This window comes from Sunxiuqinia sp. A32 (assembly GCF_052690465.1).
Window position 1 is genome coordinate 1 of the sequence record NZ_JBQYLI010000008.1, and the last position, 16768, is coordinate 16768.

At 37.5% G+C, this 16768-nt stretch carries 13 protein-coding genes and 1 tRNA gene; 11 read left to right on the plus strand and 3 right to left on the minus strand.

Annotated elements, in window-relative coordinates:
* Positions 1-98 precede the first annotated feature (98 nt).
* A tRNA-Pro gene (locus ACUNWD_RS09865) sits at positions 99-172 on the minus strand.
* Positions 173-356: 184 nt separating this feature from the next.
* Here ACUNWD_RS09865 and trxB point away from each other — a divergent pair.
* Complete coding sequence (gene trxB, locus ACUNWD_RS09870) at positions 357-1352, plus strand: thioredoxin-disulfide reductase (RefSeq protein ID WP_445587637.1); 996 nt, start codon at positions 357-359, stop codon at positions 1350-1352.
* Between the two features lie 83 nt (positions 1353-1435).
* Here the strand turns inward: trxB and ACUNWD_RS09875 are convergent, their stop codons facing one another.
* Positions 1436-2683 (minus strand): aminotransferase class I/II-fold pyridoxal phosphate-dependent enzyme, encoded by a 1248-nt coding sequence (locus ACUNWD_RS09875; RefSeq protein WP_445587638.1) that lies wholly within the window; start codon positions 2681-2683, stop codon positions 1436-1438.
* A 160-nt stretch (positions 2684-2843) separates the two neighbouring features.
* Between ACUNWD_RS09875 and ACUNWD_RS09880 the strand changes: the two genes are divergently transcribed.
* The 5 genes from ACUNWD_RS09880 to recN are packed head-to-tail and all read left to right on the plus strand — an operon-like array spanning position 2844 to position 7840.
* Positions 2844-3650, plus strand: a complete 807-nt coding sequence (locus ACUNWD_RS09880) for an outer membrane protein assembly factor BamD (RefSeq protein ID WP_445587639.1) — start codon at positions 2844-2846, stop codon at positions 3648-3650.
* 3 nt (positions 3651-3653) lie between these two features.
* Positions 3654-3989 (plus strand): DNA-directed RNA polymerase subunit omega, encoded by a 336-nt coding sequence (locus ACUNWD_RS09885; RefSeq protein ID WP_445587640.1) that lies wholly within the window; start codon positions 3654-3656, stop codon positions 3987-3989.
* A 15-nt stretch (positions 3990-4004) separates the two neighbouring features.
* Complete coding sequence (coaBC, locus tag ACUNWD_RS09890; protein WP_445587641.1) at positions 4005-5213, plus strand: bifunctional phosphopantothenoylcysteine decarboxylase/phosphopantothenate--cysteine ligase CoaBC; 1209 nt, start codon at positions 4005-4007, stop codon at positions 5211-5213.
* 50 nt (positions 5214-5263) lie between these two features.
* Positions 5264-6172 (plus strand): type IX secretion system protein PorD, encoded by a 909-nt coding sequence (gene porD, locus ACUNWD_RS09895; RefSeq protein WP_445587642.1) that lies wholly within the window; start codon positions 5264-5266, stop codon positions 6170-6172.
* A gap of 15 nt (positions 6173-6187) precedes the next feature.
* Positions 6188-7840: a DNA repair protein RecN gene (gene recN / locus ACUNWD_RS09900; RefSeq protein WP_445587643.1), complete on the plus strand. Its 1653-nt coding sequence runs from the start codon at positions 6188-6190 to the stop codon at positions 7838-7840.
* A gap of 10 nt (positions 7841-7850) precedes the next feature.
* On the opposite strand, the gene ACUNWD_RS09905 is transcribed toward recN, so the two are convergent.
* Positions 7851-8582: a GntR family transcriptional regulator gene (locus ACUNWD_RS09905; protein ID WP_445587644.1), complete on the minus strand. Its 732-nt coding sequence runs from the start codon at positions 8580-8582 to the stop codon at positions 7851-7853.
* A 311-nt stretch (positions 8583-8893) separates the two neighbouring features.
* On the opposite strand from ACUNWD_RS09905, the gene ACUNWD_RS09910 reads away from it, so the two are divergent.
* The 5 genes from ACUNWD_RS09910 (at position 8894) to ACUNWD_RS09930 (ending at position 16750) form a co-directional block, all read left to right on the plus strand.
* Positions 8894-11587, plus strand: a complete 2694-nt coding sequence (locus ACUNWD_RS09910) for a GH92 family glycosyl hydrolase (protein WP_445587645.1) — start codon at positions 8894-8896, stop codon at positions 11585-11587.
* Positions 11588-11618: 31 nt separating this feature from the next.
* On the plus strand, positions 11619-12731 hold the full coding sequence (locus ACUNWD_RS09915; protein WP_445587646.1) for a hypothetical protein: 1113 nt from the start codon (positions 11619-11621) through the stop codon (positions 12729-12731).
* A gap of 25 nt (positions 12732-12756) precedes the next feature.
* A complete protein-coding gene (locus tag ACUNWD_RS09920) occupies positions 12757-14520 on the plus strand; it encodes a class I mannose-6-phosphate isomerase (RefSeq protein WP_445587647.1) in 1764 nt (587 codons plus the stop codon).
* An 11-nt stretch (positions 14521-14531) separates the two neighbouring features.
* A complete protein-coding gene (locus ACUNWD_RS09925) occupies positions 14532-15467 on the plus strand; it encodes an ROK family protein (RefSeq protein ID WP_445587648.1) in 936 nt (311 codons plus the stop codon).
* Between the two features lie 122 nt (positions 15468-15589).
* The gene (locus tag ACUNWD_RS09930) at positions 15590-16750 is read left to right on the plus strand and encodes an iron-containing alcohol dehydrogenase (protein ID WP_445587649.1); all 1161 of its coding nucleotides are present in this window, start codon (positions 15590-15592) and stop codon (positions 16748-16750) included.
* Positions 16751-16768 lie beyond the last annotated feature (18 nt).

Below are 16768 nucleotides of genomic sequence, written 5' to 3' on the forward strand. Positions count from 1 at the left end.
ACTAAAAATAGAACCAGGAAAAAACCAAATGAGAAAGAAAAAAAAACCGTCCCAAAAACTTGTTTTGAGACGGCCTCATCCTTTTGTTGATAATTTAGTCGGGATGACAAGATTTGAACTTGCGACCCCTCGCCCCCCAGACGAGTACGCTACCAGACTGCGCCACATCCCGATCTTTGTGGATGCAAAAGTATATAAAGATTGAATCTTTCCAAAGATATTTTTTTCAAAATGAAATTTCTATGACAATAGTTTTACTCTATTTCATCTTCATTATTATTGATTGATTATATATTGTATATATGTATATGAAATGTAATTTTGTAATTCTAAAAAAAAAACTAAAAAATACACATATGTTTAAATCATTGAATATTCAGGAAAAGGGAAATGAGAATGTGGATCCAATTGATGGAGCTGAAAGAGTTAAGTGTCTAATTATTGGCTCTGGACCTGCTGGATATACTGCTGCAATTTATGCTGCTCGCGCAAACCTTAGTCCGGTTATGTACGAAGGCTTACAGCCAGGAGGACAGTTAACAACCACTACAGAAGTTGAAAATTACCCAGGGTATCCGGAAGGAGTTACCGGGCCTGTTATGATGGAAGACTTTAAAAAGCAAGCAGAGCGTTTTGGTACGGACGTTCGATTTGGCTATGCCACAAAAGTTGACTTTTCAGAAGAAATTCATAAAGTTTGGATCGATGGGAAAACGTTGATTGAAGCTGAGACCGTAATATTAGCCACAGGTGCTACTGCGAAATATTTGGGACTTGAAGATGAAAAAAAATATGCAGGAGGTGGTGTTTCAGCCTGTGCAACCTGTGATGGATTTTTCTATCGTGGAAAAGAAGTCGCTGTAGTTGGTGGCGGTGATACTGCTGCTGAAGAAGCTATATATTTGGCAGCACTGGCGAATAAAGTTTACTTGATTGTACGACGCGACGTTTTACGTGCCTCAAGGGTGATGGCTGAACGTGTAAAAAATGTTCCCAATATTGAAATTTTGTGGAAACATCAGACCAAAGGTTTATTTGGCGATGGAGTAGTGGAAGGAGCTACGCTTTGGAAGAATAAGGGGGAAGAAAATGAAGAGGAAGTTCAAATTAAAATTGACGGATTCTTTTTAGCAATTGGACACACGCCTAATTCTGATTTTGTAAAAGATTATTTAGAAACAGACGAAATAGGATATATTAAAACTGTTGTAGGTACTTCCAAAACAAATGTTCCCGGCGTTTTTGCTTGTGGAGATGTAATGGATTCAATTTATCGTCAGGCGATTACTGCTGCCGGTTCTGGTTGTAAAGCGGCAATGGATGCAGAAAGATATCTTTCTGAAAAACACTAATATTTTCAACTTTACTGATAAAAAAGAAAGCCACTCTGAATAATCAGAATGGCTTTCTTTTTTATGGTGTATTTTTTATTGTTTTATTGGGCCATGTCTGGAACTTCGGAATTTGCATAAGCTCCAGATTCCAAACGATCACGCACCTGTTTGAATGCTTCGATTGTCATTTTTACATCTTCCAGACTGTGCATTGCAGTAGGAATTAAACGTAAAATAATTTCTCCTTTAGGAATAACCGGGTAAACAACCACAGAACAGAAAATACCGAAATTCTCACGTAGGTCTACCACAACGTTGGTTGCTTCTCCAACTCCACCTTTCATATATACTGGAGTTACAGGAGAGTTTGTTCTTCCTAAATCAAAACCTGCTTCTTTAAGGCCAGACTGAAGGGCATTAACAATCGTCCACAGTTTTTCGCGCAATTCAGGTTTCGTTCTTAATAGCTCCAAACGCTTCATCGAGCCAACTACGATAGGCATTGGCAAAGACTTGGCAAAAGTTTGGGAGCGCATATTATAGCGAAGATAGTTACAGATGTCTGTTTCACAGGCAATGAATGCACCGATACCGGCCATTGCTTTTGCGAAAGTACAGAAGTGAAGGTCAACTTGATCCTGAACGCCAAAATGCTCAGGAGCACCAGCGCCAGTTGGACCCATCACACCAAAACCATGAGCATCATCAACCAACAAACGGAAATCAAATTCTTTTTTCAGGGCAACGATTTCATCCAATTTACCCAAATCACCAGACATTCCGAAAACACCTTCTGTAATAACCAAAACACCACCGCCTTGCTTTTCAGCTAATTTGGTAGCACGTCTAAGTTGAATCTTCAGGTTGTCAATGTCGTTATGAGGATAAACGTAACGTTTACCCATGTGTAAACGAACACCATCTAAAATACATGCGTGAGCTTCGCTGTCATAAACAATTACATCATGGCGGCCGCAAATAGCATCAATAATAGAAACCATTCCCTGGTAACCGAAGTTCAAAAGGAATGCATCAGGTTTTCCAACATAGTCCGCAAGTTGTCTTTCAAGTTCTTCATGGTTTGACGTTTGACCAGACATCATACGAGCACCCATTGGATAAGCAAGTCCCCAATCTGCAGCTGCTTTTGCATCAACTTCACGTACCTCAGGATGATTACCTAATCCAATATAGTTATTTAAACTCCAGGTTAGAACTTCCTTACCACGGAACATCATCCGGGCACTAATTTCTCCTTCGAGCTTAGGGAATGCAAAGTAGCCGTGTGCTCTTTCCATGTGTTTCCCTATGTCGCCTTTATCTTTACGAAATTTTTCAAAAATATCCACTTTGCGATGCTTTAAAATTAACAGTGCAAATGTAATTTTTTTTAAGAAGTCTACAAATTTGTTAAATTATATTAAACCGTGATGGACTAAGACATTTCTTGTGTAATTTGCCGGTCGGATTATTAAATGAAAAATGTATCTTTGCGCCATGCTTTTAAAAATGAAATATACAGGAATTATCGCCATGTTATTATTATTGTTGACTACTTCATGTAGTGACTACAATAAAATTATAAAAAGTACTGATTACGAATTCAAGTACAAGAAGGCGATAGAGTATTATGATGATGAGGAGTTTGTAAGGTCAGCAGGACTATTGAAGGAACTGGTAAATATTTACCGGGGAACCAGTAAAGCTGATGAAATTTATTATTACTATGCCAAGAGTCATTTTGGTATGAAGGATTATTTACTTGCTGGACATTGGTTCCGTTCATTGGTAAAAGAATTTCCAAAAAGTCAATACGTTGAAGAAAGTCAATTTATGATTGGCATCTGTTTTTACGAGGAATCACCAAAACCACGACTTGATCAGCAAGTTTCACAAAAAGCGATTGATGCATTTCAGTTATATATAAATCTTTATCCGAATAGTGATCGGGTTGAGGAAGCTAATCGTTTGATTATTGAATTACGCGATAAGTTAGTATATAAGTCGTTTTTAAGTGGAAAACTCTATTACGATCTTGAGAACTACAAAGCTGCTGTAATTGCATTGACAAATTCATTGAAGGATTTTCCGGATACCCGATATCGCGAAGACCTCATGTTTATGCTTCTTCGTGCTAAGTATTTGTTGGCAATCAAGAGTGTAGAAGAAAAAAAAGAGCAACGTTTAAGCGATGCTTTGGATGAATATTTTACCTTTGTCGATGAATTCCCTGAAAGTGAGTTTAGAAAAGATGCCGAAAAGTTTTACGAAACAACGGCTAAGTTGTTGAATTATAAAGAAGATACAAATTTATAACATATGGATTTTAAGAAGATCAAAGCTGAAAACACAACTATTCCACGTGATTTGACTGATTTGGAAGAGCAAACAGGAAATGTTTATGAAACTGTAATGATTTTAGCGAAACGCTCAAATCAAATTTCCTCAGAAATGAAAGAAGAGTTGAATCAAAAATTACAGGAATTTGCCTCATATTCAGATAACTTGGAAGAAGTTTTTGAGAATCGTGAGCAAATTGAGATCTCAAAATATTACGAGAGATTACCAAAACCAACTCTAATTGCTTACGAAGAGTTTAAGCAAAAGCAAATTTATCATCGTAATCCTGCAAAAGAAAACCGCAAGGGATTATAAAAAAATAAGCCTTTTATGAGGCTCGAAGGAAAACATATTATATTAGGTGTAACCGGAAGTATAGCTGCCTACAAGGCGGCTTATCTTTTAAGGGGGCTAGTCAAAGAAGGTGCCGATGTGCAAGTTGTAATGACTCCTGCTGCTAAAGAATTTATTACTCCGGTAACGATGTCTGCATTATCCGGGCGTCCGGTGATTTCTGAATTTTTTGCTGCCAATGATGGAACCTGGCATTCTCATGTTGATTTAGGGCAGTGGGCCGATTTAATGTTGGTAGCTCCAATCACTGCAGCGACAATTGCTAAAATGGCGACGGGTGTTTGTGATAATATGTTGATTACGACATATTTATCTGCAAAATGTCCGGTGATGATAGCTCCTGCAATGGATTTGGATATGTTTTGTCATCCTTCAACCTTGAAAAATATGGATACGCTCCGAACCTACGGTAATATTATTTTGGAACCGGGGGAAGGAGAGTTGGCCAGTGGGTTGCATGGAAAAGGGCGAATGCAGGAACCGGAGCAAATAGTTGAAGAGGTGATTGCCTTTTTCAACTCAAAAAAAAAACTGCTGAATAAAAAGGTTTTGGTTACTGCCGGACCTACCTACGAGAAAATTGATCCAGTACGATTTATAGGAAATTATTCTTCTGGCAAAATGGGTTTTGCCATTGCAGAAGAACTTGCTTCGCAAGGAGCTGACGTTGTTTTAGTGACAGGCCCTGTTCGTTTAATGACGAACCATCCTAATATTACAAGGGTAGACGTAGAATCGGCACTTGAAATGTTAAATGTATCGAAGGCTGAATTTCCCAACACGGATGCAGCAATAATGTGTGCAGCTGTGGCGGATTATCGACCAGCGACGCAAGCTGATCAAAAGATTAAGCGGGTAGAGAAAGATTTGTCTATACAGCTGGAGGCAACCGATGATATAGCTGCTTGTCTGGGGACAATGAAAAAAGAAGGTCAGTTATTGGTTGGCTTTGCGCTGGAAACTCAGAATGAGATGAATAATGCCGTTGCAAAACTCCAAAAGAAAAATCTTGATTTTATTGTACTAAATTCATTGCAGGACAAAGGCGCTGGATTTGGAGTTGATACCAATAAAATTACGATCCTTTCAAAAGACAATAAAGCTCAGAAATTTGAGTTAAAACAGAAGACAGAAGTTGCTGCCGATCTTGTTGGAAAGATTGTTGAAGAGTTCGCGAAAATGTAAAACTTCTGTATAATTTGATTATTTTTACTTCACAGGAAAGAATTCATTTTATGAAGAAGCTGAGCATAATCTCCTTATTTATAGTCACATTCGTTATTAGTGGTTTTTCGCAGGAATTGCGTTGTAATATCAGTATCTCCGCTCAAAAAATTCAAGGGGCAAACCGAAATATCTTTCGAACCATGCAGGCCGATTTGTATGAGTTCATGAATAATCGAAAGTGGACTAACCATGTTTATTCGATGGATGAACGGATTGAGTGTAACATATTTATCCGTTTAGACGAACAAATCTCTTCCGATGAATTTAGAGGAAGTATTCAGGTTCAGGTTAGACGTCCAGTATTTAATTCGTCTTTTGAAACTATTCTGTTGAATATTAAGGATAATGACTTTCAGGCCAGGTATATTGAGTATCAGACAATGGAGTTTAATGAAACTTCCAATCGTGATAACCTAACCAATATTATGGCCTATTATGCCTACATAATATTAGGAATTGATTACGATTCATTTTCGCCGGAAGGTGGAACTCAATTTTATCAAAAGGCTCAACAAATTGTGAATAATTCTCAAAATGCCAGGGAGAAGGGCTGGAAAGCCTATGAAAGTGAGCGTAATCGTTATTGGTTGGTTGAGAATCTGCTGAATAAGTCGTATGCACCATTTCGCAGTTGTATGTATCAGTATCATCGCCAGGGGATGGATGTGATGAGTACAAAGGTTGAAGAGGGCCGTTCTCAAATTGCAGAATCATTGAAATCGATTCAAAAAGTATTTAGAACCAGACCATCATTATATATTTTACAAGTATTTTTTGATGCAAAGACTGATGAGTTAGTCAATATCTTTTCAAAATCATATCCTGACGAGAAAAATCGTGTTTTAACCATTTTGAATGAGGTAGATCCTTCGAATGGAAGTAAGTACGAAAAGATTAGGGAGGCGGAAGCATTTTAATTAAAATAGACTTTTGTGCTGAAATCACTTCATATAAGAAATTATGCGCTTATCGACCAGTTGTCAATTGATTTTGAAACTGGTTTTAATATTCTGACCGGCGAAACCGGAGCTGGAAAATCGATTATATTAGGTGCATTGGGATTGATTCTCGGTCAGCGAGCTGATTTAAATTCGTTAAGGAGGAAAGAGAAGAAGTGTACTGTTGAAGGAATATTTTCAATTGCAGGTTATCAACTGGAACGATTTTTTCAGAAACATGATTTAGATTTTGATGAAATGACTATTCTTCGCAGGGAGATTGTACCCTCCGGAAAATCAAGAGCATTTATCAATGACACCCCTGTTACTTTGGATGTAATTCAACAATTGGCTTTGATGCTTATTGACATTCATTCGCAACATCAAAATCTGGAATTAAACAACCGGTCTTTTCAATTGAAATTGGTTGACCTGGTAGCTAAGAATACTGAAATCCTTAGAGAATATTCCAAATTATATAACGACTTTCAGCAAAATAAAATAAGTCTAAAAAACCTAAAGGAAGAAGCCGAGAAAGCAAAAGCTGATTTAGATTATTTCCAGTTTCAGTTTAATCAATTGGATGAAGCTAGATTGAATGTAGATGAACTGGAAAAGCTTGAGAGTGAGCAGGCAGCATTAGAACATGCCGAAGATATAAAACTTACTTTTGGGCAGCTTGCTGAAGAACTGGATGGTGGCGAATTGCCAATACTGTCAACCTTAAAAGAGCGATTGAATCAGCTATCTAAACTGACTGAATATCTCCCGGAGGCTAGAGAACTGCATGCCCGATTGGAGTCTTGTTATATAGAGTTGAAAGATATGTCTTCTGAAAGTGAAGCAATATCCGAGAAAACAGAACATGATCCTGGTCGAATTCAATTTGTTGCAGATAGGCTCGATTTGATATATTCACTTCAGCAAAAATTTAGGGTTTCTTCTGTTGGCGAATTGGTTCAGATTAAGGAAGAATTGGAAGGCAAGATTAATCAGGTAACATCTTTCGATGAAGAAATTGCGCGCTTAGAAAAGGTGATTGTTGATCTGGAAGCACAATTGAAAGAAAAGGCAGACATTCTAAATTCAAGAAGGAAATCAGTTGCCAAAAATATACAGGATAAAGTAGTTTCTATCCTGAATAAGTTAAATATGGCAAATGCTGAATTTTCCTTGCAATTTAATTCATTGGCTGATTTCGGATTATACGGGCGTGATGAAGTTCGCTTCTTATTTTCTGCTAACAAAAATTCAGTGGCGCAGGAAATTTCCAAAATAGCCTCAGGTGGCGAAATGTCTCGTTTAATGCTGGCATTGAAAACATTAATAAATGATAGTAAATCTTTGCCAACGATCATATTCGATGAAATAGATACTGGTATCTCAGGAGAAACTGCATTGAAAATGGGCGAAATATTGAAGGAATTATCTGAAAATATGCAAGTGATAAATATTACTCACCTGCCACAAATTGCAGGTAAGGGCGATCATCATTATCAGGTGTATAAATTCGACGAGAATAATGAAACGTATACTTCAATACGCAAATTAAATGATGAAGAGAGAGTTGAAGAACTTGCTCAAATGCTTAGTGGAGACCGTAAATCGGAAACTGCCAGGGGAACTGCCCGCGAGTTATTAGACTAATCGATTTTGATTATTTTCGTTCACTTTCTACTGTATATACAAAACTGTCTCCTCTGTAATATCCGTAGTTAAACTCAATCGGATTTTTATTTTCATCATAAACAAATCTTTTCCTGAATAAAACGGGTTCGTCCGGAGAAACGTTGAGCTTTTTGCATAGAAACGGCGTGGCTTTAATTGCACTTATTTCTTCGTAGGATAGCGTTGCTTTAACGTTATATTTCTCTTCTAGAATTTCGTACAGTGGTTTGCTGAAATCATCATTGCCCGATATTCCAATCGATGGATTAAAATAGGAGACGAAATAAACGAAGGGGAAATTTTCTTTACCACGCAATCGTTCCAGACTAAAAATTTTTGTGCCCGCCCCTAGTTCGAAAAAAGAAAGAACATCTCTTTCTGGTTCCACCCAGCTAATATGTAATTCAAAATTATGAACAGTCATTCCTAAAGCTTTCATTTCCTGGGAAAAACTCAACCAGTTTTTTGCTCTCCCAGAGATGCCTTTTGTTGCGACTTTGGTTCCAAAACCTTTTTTCCGGACAAGAAGTCCTTCATTAACCAATTTATTAAGTGAATGTCTTAAGGTGTTTCTGGATATTCCCATTTGTTTTGAAAGCTCAACTTCACTAGGCAAAAGTTTTCCGTTTTGGTATTCTTTCTCTGCGATTAATTCACGAAGGTATAATTCGGCTTGCGTGTGAAGTGGGGTAGTGCTTTTATGATCGATTTTAGGTTTCATGTGTGTTAAAGTCTAGAATTTTATTTGTTCCAATGCTAGAAGTACAAATATAGGTCAAAAGTATTTACATTGATTTGTTTGTATGAACAAATATAACCGTATAGACTATAAGGGAGTTTAAGGTGGAATTTTTCGTAAATTAATTTATGGAATAATTCTAAATTTCAAAATATTTATAATATGTATGAACATATATAGTAATTGTATGAACAAAAAATGATAAATTTGAATTTTATTAATGGGTTATATCTCGTTGGAACTAATTTAATCTAGTTTGTTTCGGTTGTTTACTAATTAAAAACCAAATTGTTATGCAAAAGCAAATCCTTTTAATTCTGATTTCTATTGTCTACTGTTCTGATGTTTTGGCTGGTCCGAATAACATTGCACCGAATGCAAAGGTGACTTCATCGACAATGTTAAATGAAAAATTTGCGTCAAAAAACATTGTGGATGGAATTATTGGTGTTGACGGAAAAGGAGAGTGGGCTTGTGAAGGAGTCTCTACAAGTTGGGGGTATATTCGATTTCCATGGGTACAGCTTGAGTGGGATAATACACAGGAAATAGATAAAATTGTGTTGTATGATCGTTCATCGAAGCAGGAACATATTGCTGGTGGTAAATTGCTATTTAGTGATGGAAGTATGCTATGGGTAAATCAAATACCTAATGATGGTACCGCAAGGGCCATTTCATTTGAACCTAAAAAAGTTGATTGGATTAAGTTCATTGTAACCGATGGAACCGGGAAGGATCTGGGTTTTTCCGAAATTGAGGTATTCCCGGCATTTAGCCAATACAAAGATTACGTTGCAACAGTTGATCCTTTTATCGAAACAAACCGGGGACGATACTTCTTTTTTGTGCCGGGAACACGGCCCTTTGGTATGGTTGGTACTGCGCCAATGACAAGAAATAAAAACCAGGGAGGAGGAGGTTACAATTACAATGAAACAGAAATCCTGGGCTTTCCTCAAATTCATACCTGGATGATTTCTGGAATTGAGGTAATGCCGGTAACTGGAACTGTTGATCCAACTTTAGGAGAACAAGCATGGAAATCAGCCTTTAGCCATGATGATGAAATTGCACAACCTGGATATCAGCGGGTGTTTTTGCGTGACCATAAAACCTGGGTGGAGTTGACATCTACTGAGCGTGTCACTTTTCATCGGTTTAAGTTTACAGAATCTATGAAGGCCAAGATTTTAATTAATCTGGGAGGGTATATTGGAAACTGTACCATGAAAGATGCGGAAGTAAAAAAAGTAAATGACTTTGAAATAGAAGGTACCTTTAATGCAACTGATCGTTTTTGGGGTGGACCAAAAGATGTCCAGATTTATTTCGTTGCACAATTCGATAAGCCTTTTGACTCGCTTGACGCGTGGCAAGGACAGAATAGATATGCAAAAATTGATGAGATCGCTGGTGATAGTGCCGGAATTGAAGCTTGTTATGATGTAAAGGCTGCTGATGAATTAAACTTAAAAATCGCAGTTTCATACACTAGTATTGATAATGCACGAAACAACCTACTTGCCGAATGTCCCGGTTGGGATTTTGATCAGGTTCGAAATGATTCTCGCAATATCTGGAATGATCAGTTGGGTAAAATCAAAGTAGAAGGTGGCACGGTTCAACAACAAATTAAGTTTTACACCGATCTCTGGCATGTGTTAATGGGACGCCAGAAAATTAATGATGTTAGCGGAGATTATCCTGATCGAACGCAGGGTAAAAGAGATGGTACATTTACGGATGCTGTGTTTAAAATTAAAACATTGCCTAAAGATGCGGATGGAAAGCTGAAGTTCAATATGTATAATACGGATGCATTGTGGTTAACCCAATGGAATTTAAACGTATTCTGGGGACTGGCCTGGCCCGAGTATTTAGATGAATTGTCGGCTTCAATGGTTCAATATGCAGAGAATGGATATTTACTTCCCAGAGGCCCATGTGGAGGGGGCTATTCCTATATTATGACCAGTTGCCCTGCAACTAATATAATTGTGAGTGCATACATGAAAGGGATGTTAACGAAAGTAGATGAAAAAACAGCATATAAGGTAATCAGGCAAAATCAGTTACCAGGTGGTATGTTAGGTGATAGTAAAGATATCGAGTTCTACACCGAAAATGGATTTTGGCCAGGGAATGCCGGTATTACTATTGAAGCTGTTTTTCAGGATTATGCTGCCTCTCAAATGGCGCAAAAAATGGGAAATAAGAAAGATTATCGATTTTTCAGCAAGCGCTCTGAAGGTTGGAAGAAGCTGTTCGATTCAGAACAAAAGTTACTCTTTCCAAAAGATCGGGATGGAAAATTTATGCATAAAGATCCATTGGCTGGTGCCGGTTGGGTGGAAGCAAATGCATGGCAGGCTACCTGGGCGGTATCTCATGATATTGAAGGTCTTGCCGCTTTAATGGGAGGTAATGACGTCCTCTCTGATAAATTGAACTATGCTTTTGAAATGGCTGAGCCGAGCGATTTTGTTTTTGCTTATAATGATGGATATGTAAGCTATGCAAATCAACCTGGATGTTCGAATGCTCATGTATTTAACTATGCAGCAAAGCCATGGTTAACACAATATTGGGTTCGAAAGGTAAATGAGCAGGCTTATGGTGGAATTACTCCTGATATTGGTTATGGTGGTCACGACGAAGATCAAGGACAGATGGGGGGTGTCAGTGGATTAATGTCTATTGGTTTGTTTAGTCTACAGGGAAATGTGAATCAAAATCCAGTTTATGAAATAACCAGCCCTGTTTTTGATAAGATCACTATTGAACTGGACAAGCGATATTATGATGGAGATTCATTTGTTATTCAGACGGAGAACAACTCTAAAGAGAATATGTATGTGCAGCAAGCCTATTTGAATGGCAATCCACTAAATACATTTTGGTTTAGCCACAAGGATTTTGCAAAAGGTGGAAATCTAAAATTAATTCTGGGAGATACCCCTAATAAGCAATGGGGAATTAAATAGAGGGTGATTGGTAACAGCAAAATAGTTTGAAATGAAATTACATAAATTAATAGCAGCAATATTTATTTTTGGTTTTATTGCCTGTCAGAATAAGCAGGTAAAGCAAGAAAAACAACTTTCGGTTGATCAGAGGTTGAATCAGCTATTTCAACGGGATTTTGGAGGAACAACAGGTGCCGATGGTACAATTTCAGTTTTAATGCCGGATGGCAGCTCTGTGTTCATGATGGGAGACAGTTTTTTAGGTGAGGTTATAGAGGGCAAGCGCGATTCAACGACAAAGATGATCAACAATACTTTTATTGTTGTCGATCCTGAAGTGAAAAGTTCTGAAACGTTATATCAGGGAGAATGTGATGATCCTGAGTCATTTGTAATACCCGAAAATGATCCGGGGCGTTTTTATTGGCCGGGACATGGTTTTGTTCAGGACAGTATTTTTCATTTTTTTATGTCTCGTTTTTGGATCAACGGAGCCGAAATGTGGGGTTTTAAATTTGTTAATACGGATTACTTTAAATATTCATGGCCCGATTTTGAATTGATTTCGGTTGAACCATTTGAGTATAGCTTAATAAATGGGGTGCATTGGGGACATGCCGTTCTGGATGATGGTGAGTATAAATATATCTATGGAAGCAAACCCGGAGAAGATAATATTTGCAATGCACATGTTTGCAGAACGAAGGTGTTAGCTCAAAAATCATTGGACCTTGAAAATGTTGAATTTTACGATGGTGAGCAATGGTCGAATGATCCTGAATCAACAAAGCCAATGTTGGGAACCAGCAGTAATATATCTGAGCAGTTTTCAGTTTTTAAGTATCAGGATAAATATGTTTTACTTTCTCAGCAGCGTGGAATAGGTGCTGGGGAGATATATACCTACATCGCAGATTCTCCTTTTGGTCCCTGGAGAAATAAGCAAATGGTGTATCGCACTACAGAAACTGAATCAGATAACGATATTATTACCTATAATGCAATGGCTCATCCACAATATATTGAAGATGGTAAGCTAGTTATTTGCTACAATGTCAATTCACTGAAAATTTCAAAGGTTTTTGAAGATGTAAATAATTACCGTCCAGTGTTTTTAAGAGTTGAATTAGCTCAGATAATGGGCGAGAAAAGTAAAGATTAGAACTTAGATAGATTAGAAAAAGAATATGGACACTAAAAGAAAAACAACACAGTTTTTAATGCCGGCTATAAAAGAAGGGGAATTACCTGAAGGTTATGATATTTATCCGAGCTATAAACTTGAACCGAATTTAATTTCAAACGATTTTAAAAAGCTTGCTGAGCGAATTAGAAATGAATCAAGAGTTATTGTGGATGGATACGTCGGTGTATTTTTTTATTCTTTCCGGGAGCAATTAGACAAGGCTTTAAATGAGTTGGGAGTGCAGGCAAATTGGATCAATATAGAAGAATCCTTTTTACCAGAGGACGAAATTGATCGCCGAATTTTGCCTTTCATGGGAGAGAAGGACTCAATATTTGGAACTCGGACAACGCTTAAACTAATTGATTTTTTCGATCGTGAAAAATTGTCCAAAATTAAGGCAGATGAAAAAGCAGATATAAATATCGTTTATGGTTCTGGTGCTGCGCTTTCAGCATGGGGTGGTTTCCTTATTTATATTGATCTTCCAAAGAATGAACTTCAATTTCGGGCAAGAGCTAAAAGCATTTGTAATCTGGGACTTAGTGAGCCTCTTGATATGAAGTTAATGTACAAACGATATTACTTTGTTGATTGGATTGTGTTAAACAGGCATAAAAAGGAAATTGTAGAGAACATTGATGCAATTGTTGATGGACAACATGTTGATGTTTTTAACTGGATGGATGGAGTTAAATTGCGAAAAGGGTTAAAATCAATGGGCAAAAACTTTTTTAGGGCTCGCCCATGGTTTGAACCCGGCGTTTGGGGTGGCCAGTGGATCAAAGAAAATATCAAGGGATTAAATTTGGAAGCTCAGAATTATGCCTGGTCATTTGAACTAATTACCCCGGAAAACGGGATTGTGTTCGAAAGCTCTAATTTGCTGCTAGAAGTGTCTTTCGACTTTTTAATGTATGAAAGTGGTGATGATGTAATGGGAGTTGACCGAGAGAAGTATGGAGACGAGTTCCCAATTCGATTTGATTTTCTTGATACTTTTGATGGTGGAAATTTATCTGTACAATGTCATCCACGGACAGAATATTGTAAATCACACTTTGGGGAAGATATTACACAGGAAGAAACTTACTATATACTTGATAGAAAAAATGATGCTTCGGTGTATCTTGGATTTCAGGAAGATATTGATCCTGCTAAATTTGAAACTGCACTTTGGAATAGTTTTAATACCAATACAGCGATTGATATTACGGAATTTGTTCAGGTTCATCCGGCTAAGAAACACGATTTGTTTCTAATTCCTCCAGGTACAATCCATGGTTCAGGAATTGATAATCTTGTCCTTGAAATTAGTACGACTCCCTATATTTTTACTTTCAAGATGTACGACTGGGTTCGTCCGGATTTAGATGGAAATCCTCGGCCATTGAACATTGACCATGGGATGAAAAATCTATATTTTGACAGGAAAGGAGAGAAAGCGAAGAAAGAGTTAATATCTCAACCTGTTTTAATGCAAACTGGAGCCGATTGGAAACAATATGAGTTGCCAACTCATGATAAACATACCTATCGGGTCCATCGGTATCATTTTAAATCTTCTGTGAAAATCCATACCAATGGAAAATTTCATGTTTTGAGCCTGGTCGAAGGAACCTCTATAAAAATTGAATCCGGAAATGGACAAAGCGAAATATTCCAGTATGCTGAAAGTTTCGTTGTACCGGCTGCTTCAAAGAGCTATACTTTGATAAATAATTCATCTGAAGAGGCAATGGTTGTTGTTGCTTTTATGAAATAGATACATCTCATATGAAAAAAAACTTTGCAATTGGCGTTGATGTTGGGGGAAGTCATATAAGTTCAGTATTGGTTGATATTGATCACGGCGTAATCCAACAAGAAAGTTTAGCTGTTGAAAAGGTGGATAATCAGGCATCAGCTCAAGCGATCATTGAAAATTGGGCGAAAGCCATTCGTAAAACCATGAATTCAGCTAGTGAATATAAACTTGCCGGTATTGGTTTTGCAATGCCAGGTCCTTTTGATTATCAAAATGGTATTTCATTGATAAAAGATGTGGCAAAGTATGATAATCTTTATGGCGTAAACGTTGGAAAGGAACTGAAAAAAATACTAACCCTGCCAGTTAGCATGCCTTTTCGTTATTTGAATGACGCAATTTCTTTTGCAGTAGGTGAGTGTTGGAATGGCCAGGCATCTACCTATAAAAATGTAATGGCTATCACGCTTGGAACAGGTTTTGGCTCCGCATTTTTGACCAATAGCATTCCGGTTGTAGAAGGAGATCGGGTTCCCGAAAAGGGCTATGTTTATCACATTCCCTATGAAGACAGTATTGCTGATGATTATTTTTCAACCCGTTGGTTTATTGCCGAATATAAAAAACAATCGGGGGAAACATGCTCTGGAGTGAAACAGCTGGCTGAGTTAGCTGCCAATGATTCAATTGCGAATAGCATATTTGAAAAGTTTGGCGAGAATTTAGCAAATTTTCTTATTCCGTTATTTGCGAAATTTCAGGTTGACTGTCTGGTTATTGGCGGTAATATTTCTGGCGCCTACTCTTTGTTTGGTAAAGAGTTTAATCGAATCTTAAAGGAGAAAAATATTCAGGTTGAAGTGGTAATCTCAGAATTAAAGGAATCGGCAGCTTTGGTCGGAAGTGCGCGACTTCTTGATGAAAATTTCTGGACAAAAGTGGAGTCATTGGTATCAAAAATTTAGTTTGCGTTTTTGCGATTTTCTGAGTTTGATATTTATAGAGTATTGTAAATATTTCTTAATGTCAGATAATTAAGCCTGTCATTTTCTTAAATTTGTACACTTCAACTTATTAAAATAAAAGCATGTACAATTTTGAGTTTAAAAATCCGGTGAAAATAATTTTTGGGAAAGGACAAATAAGTAAGTTGTCTAAAGCAATTCCCAGTGATAGAAAGATAATGCTTACCTACGGTGGAGGTAGTATTTTCAAAAATGGAGTTTATGATCAGGTTAAAAAAGCTACTGAAGGACTAAATATTGTTGAGTTTGGTGGAATAGAGCCAAATCCTCATTATGAAACCTTAATGAAAGCTGTAGAAATTATCAAAGCAGAAAAGATAGACTATTTATTGTCTGTAGGTGGAGGTTCTGTGCTAGATGGAACCAAATTTATTGCAGCAGCTGTTTTGTATGAAGGGGATGATCCTTGGGATATTTTGGCAAAAAGCGGAAAGGTTTTTGTGAAAAAAGCGCTACCAATTGGTGCGGTTTTAACGCTGCCTGCTACAGGATCAGAGATGAATGGAAATTCAGTAATCACCCGTGCTGAAACGCAGGAAAAGTTAGCTTTTGGTTCGCCTGCTGTAATGCCAAATTTTTCAGTTCTTGATCCGGAAGTTATTTTCTCATTGCCCGATCGTCAGTTGGCTAATGGTATTGTTGATGCGTTTGTGCATGTGATGGAGCAATATTTGACGTATCCGGTTAATTCTCCTATTCAGGATCGATTTGCGGAGGGTATTTTGCATACATTGATAGAAGAAGGTCCAAAAGTACTTGCTGATCGTACGGACTATGATGCAGCTGCAAATTTCATGTGGAGTGCAACCATGGCTTTAAATGGATTAATAGGGATGGGTGTGCCGCAAGACTGGGCAACACATATGATTGGACACGAACTTACCGCTTATCACGGAATTGATCATGCACAAACATTGGCGATTGTTTTGCCGGGAATGATGCATGTTCGCAGAAAAGAAAAGCAAGATAAAATTCTTCAATATGGCGAACGAATTTGGGGAATTAAAGAGGGGAGTGTTGATGAACGAATTGATCAAACTATCCAGAGCACGATCAAATTTTTTGAATCGGTTGGTATTAAAACAAAATTGCCAGATTATTCAGTTTCAGAAGAAACCATTGGTAAAATTACCAAGCGATTTGAAACTCGTGGTTCTAGACTGGGAGAAAAGCAGGATATTGGACCTGATTTGGTAAAAGAAATACTGGAAGACAGGTTATAAAATGAAAAAGCAACTAAG